This window comes from Microcella sp. (assembly GCF_033763155.1).
In the GTDB taxonomy this organism is placed as follows: Bacteria; Actinomycetota; Actinomycetes; order Actinomycetales; family Microbacteriaceae; genus Microcella.
Genome location: NZ_JANRKZ010000131.1, coordinates 1 through 2,804 on the forward strand (window position 1 = coordinate 1; position 2,804 = coordinate 2,804).

The 2,804-nt window shown below is 68.2% G+C and carries 3 protein-coding genes; all 3 read left to right on the forward strand.

Features of this window, described 5'->3' with window-relative positions; genetic code table 11:
• On the forward strand, positions 1-1,797 hold a 1,797-nt coding region (gene ftsH, locus SFU54_RS05635; RefSeq protein WP_319015317.1), incomplete at its 5' end, for an ATP-dependent zinc metalloprotease FtsH.
• A gap of 7 nt (positions 1,798-1,804) precedes the next feature.
• Positions 1,805-2,389 (forward strand): GTP cyclohydrolase I FolE, encoded by a 585-nt coding sequence (gene folE, locus SFU54_RS05640; protein ID WP_319015318.1) that lies wholly within the window; start codon positions 1,805-1,807, stop codon positions 2,387-2,389.
• A partial coding sequence (gene folP / locus SFU54_RS05645; protein WP_319015319.1) for a dihydropteroate synthase occupies positions 2,386-2,804 on the forward strand: 419 nt, incomplete at its 3' end. The genes folE and folP, both read left to right, overlap by 4 nt.

Here is a 2,804-nt window from a genome sequence, read left to right on the forward strand (position 1 = left end):
GTGGCGCCCCGCGGGGCGGCCGTCATCGAGGCCGTCAACGCGGCGAAGGTTGACGAGCAATTCACTGACGAGGTTCCGCAGACGAACTTCTTTGTGAGCCTGCTCGGGCTCATCATCCCGTTCCTCATCATTGGCGTCATCTTCTACTTCTTGCTCACGCGACTGCAGGGCGGCGGCGGCCGGGTCATGCAGTTTGGCAAGTCGCGCGCCAAGCTCGTGAGCAAAGAGACGCCGCAAGTGACGTTCGCCGATGTCGCGGGTGCTGACGAGGCCATCGAAGAGCTCAAAGAGATCAAAGACTTTTTGCAAGACCCCACCCGTTTTCAAGCGGTGGGTGCGCGTATTCCCAAGGGTGTTTTGCTCTACGGCCCTCCCGGAACCGGCAAGACGCTGCTCGCGCGATCGGTCGCGGGCGAGGCGGGCGTGCCGTTCTACTCGATCTCGGGGTCTGACTTCGTCGAGATGTTCGTGGGCGTTGGCGCGAGCCGCGTGCGCGACCTCTTCACGCAGGCGAAAGAGAACGCGCCGGCGATCATCTTCGTTGACGAGATCGACGCCGTGGGTCGCCACCGCGGCGCCGGCATGGGCGGCGGTCACGACGAGCGCGAGCAGACGCTCAACCAGATGCTCGTCGAGATGGACGGCTTCGACCCCAACACCAACGTCATCATGATCGCGGCGACCAACCGCCCCGACATTCTTGACCCCGCCCTGCTGCGCCCGGGCCGCTTCGACCGCCAGATTCAGGTGGATGCTCCCGATATGAAGGGGCGCGAGAAGATTCTGCAGGTGCACGCCAAGGGCAAGCCCATGGCCGAGAACGTCGACCTCGAGGTGCTCGCGCGCAAGACGCCGGGCTACACCGGCGCCGACCTCGCGAACGTGCTCAACGAGGCTGCGTTGCTCACGGCGCGCGCCCGCCAAGAGATCATCACGAACGAGGCCCTCGACGAGGCCGTCGACCGAGTCATGGCCGGACCGCAGCGCCGCACGCGCATCATGCGCGACCACGAGAAGCTCATCACGGCGTACCACGAGGGCGGTCACGCTCTCGCGGCTGCCGCGATGCGCAACACCGACCCCGTCACGAAGGTCACGATTCTGCCGCGCGGCCGCGCGCTCGGCTACACGATGGTGCTGCCGCTCGACGACAAGTATTCGGTGACGCGCAACGAACTGCTCGACCAGCTCACCTACGCCATGGGCGGGCGCGTAGCCGAAGAGATCGTGTTTCACGACCCCACCACCGGTGCGAGCAACGACATCGAGAAGGCCACGTCGATTGCCCGCCGCATGGTGACCGACTACGGCATGAGCACCGACGTCGGCGCCATCAAGCTCGGGCAATCGAGCGGCGAGGTCTTTCTCGGGCGCGACATGGGCCACCAGCGTGATTACAGCGAGAAACTCGCCGAGCGCGTCGATGCCGAAGTGCGGGCGCTCATCGAGCAAGCCCACAACGAGGCCTGGCAGGTCATCAACGACAACCGCGACATTCTCGACCGTCTCGCCACCGAGCTACTCGAGAAAGAGACGCTCGACCACGTGCAGTTGGCCGAGATCTTCGCCGACGTTGAGAAGCTGCCCGAGCGCCCGCAGTGGCTCTCGAGCACGGGGCGACCGCTGCCGAACATCCCCCCGGTAAAGATGCCCGCGAAGCCCCCGATTGAGGCTGCCGCTCTGGCGAACACCGCGGATGCTGCGCCCACGCGGGCCAAGCGGGCCTCGCGCGCCAAGGCGGCCGACTCCTCTGCCGGAACCACCACCGACAGCCCCGCCGACGGCACGCGCGACTGAGCCCACCATGGCCCCGATCGACACTGGCCGCATCGAGGCGGCCATCGCCGAGATTCTCGCCGCCATCGGCGAAGACCCTCAGCGACCCGGCCTGGTGGCCACGCCGCACCGCGTGGCCGAGGCCTACGCCGAGTTTTTTGCCGGCGTGGGTGTCGACCCCGTTCCTTTGCTGCGCGATGAGCTCGCGACGCAAGATGCTCCCGAGCAACGCGGCGAGATCGTGCTCTTGCGCGACATCGCCCTGCGCTCGATCTGCGAGCACCACCTGTTGCCCTTCACGGGAGTCGCGCACGTGGCCTACCTTCCCGCCGAGCGACTCGTCGGCCTAGGCAGTGTCGTGCGCGCGGTCGAGACACTCGCGTCGCGGCCGCAACTGCAAGAGCGGCTCGGCGACGACATCGTCGCCGCCCTCGACGCGGCTCTCGCCCCGCTCGGCACGCTCGTCGTCATCGACGCGCGGCACGGCTGTGTGACGTCGCGCGGCTCACGCCAGGCCGAGAGCACGACCGTCACGGTCGCGGCGAGCGGGGCGCTCGCCGACCCCGTGCGCCGCGCCGAGGTGATGGCGCTCATCGGGGCGGGTGTCGCGTGACGACTCGACCTGAACTGTGGGGCGTGCTCAACGTCACGCCCGACTCGTTTAGCGACGGTGGGCGCTTCGTCGACCCCGAGGCTGCTCTCGCGCAGGGGCTGCGCCTGGTGGCCGAGGGCGCGTCCGTCATCGACGTCGGCGGCGAGTCGACCCGTCCGGGCGCCGAGCCTGTGGCTCCGGAGGTCGAACGCGAGCGCGTGCTGCCCGTGGTGGCGGCGCTCGTGGCGCAGGGCATCCGCGTGTCGATCGACACCATGAATGCGAGCACGGCGGCAGCTGCGGTCGAGGCCGGGGCCGCGATCGTCAACGACGTGAGCGGGGGACTCGCCGACCCCGCGATGCTCGAGACCGTCGCGGGGCTCGACAGTCAGTACGTCATCATGCACTGGCGCGGGCCGAGCGCCACGTGGGATGC

Bases quoted from the DNA above. Each gene is read 5' to 3' on its own strand.
- folE (WP_319015318.1), top strand. From the start codon at position 1,805: ATGGCCCCGATCGACACTGGCCGCATCGAGGCGGCCATCGCCGAGATT.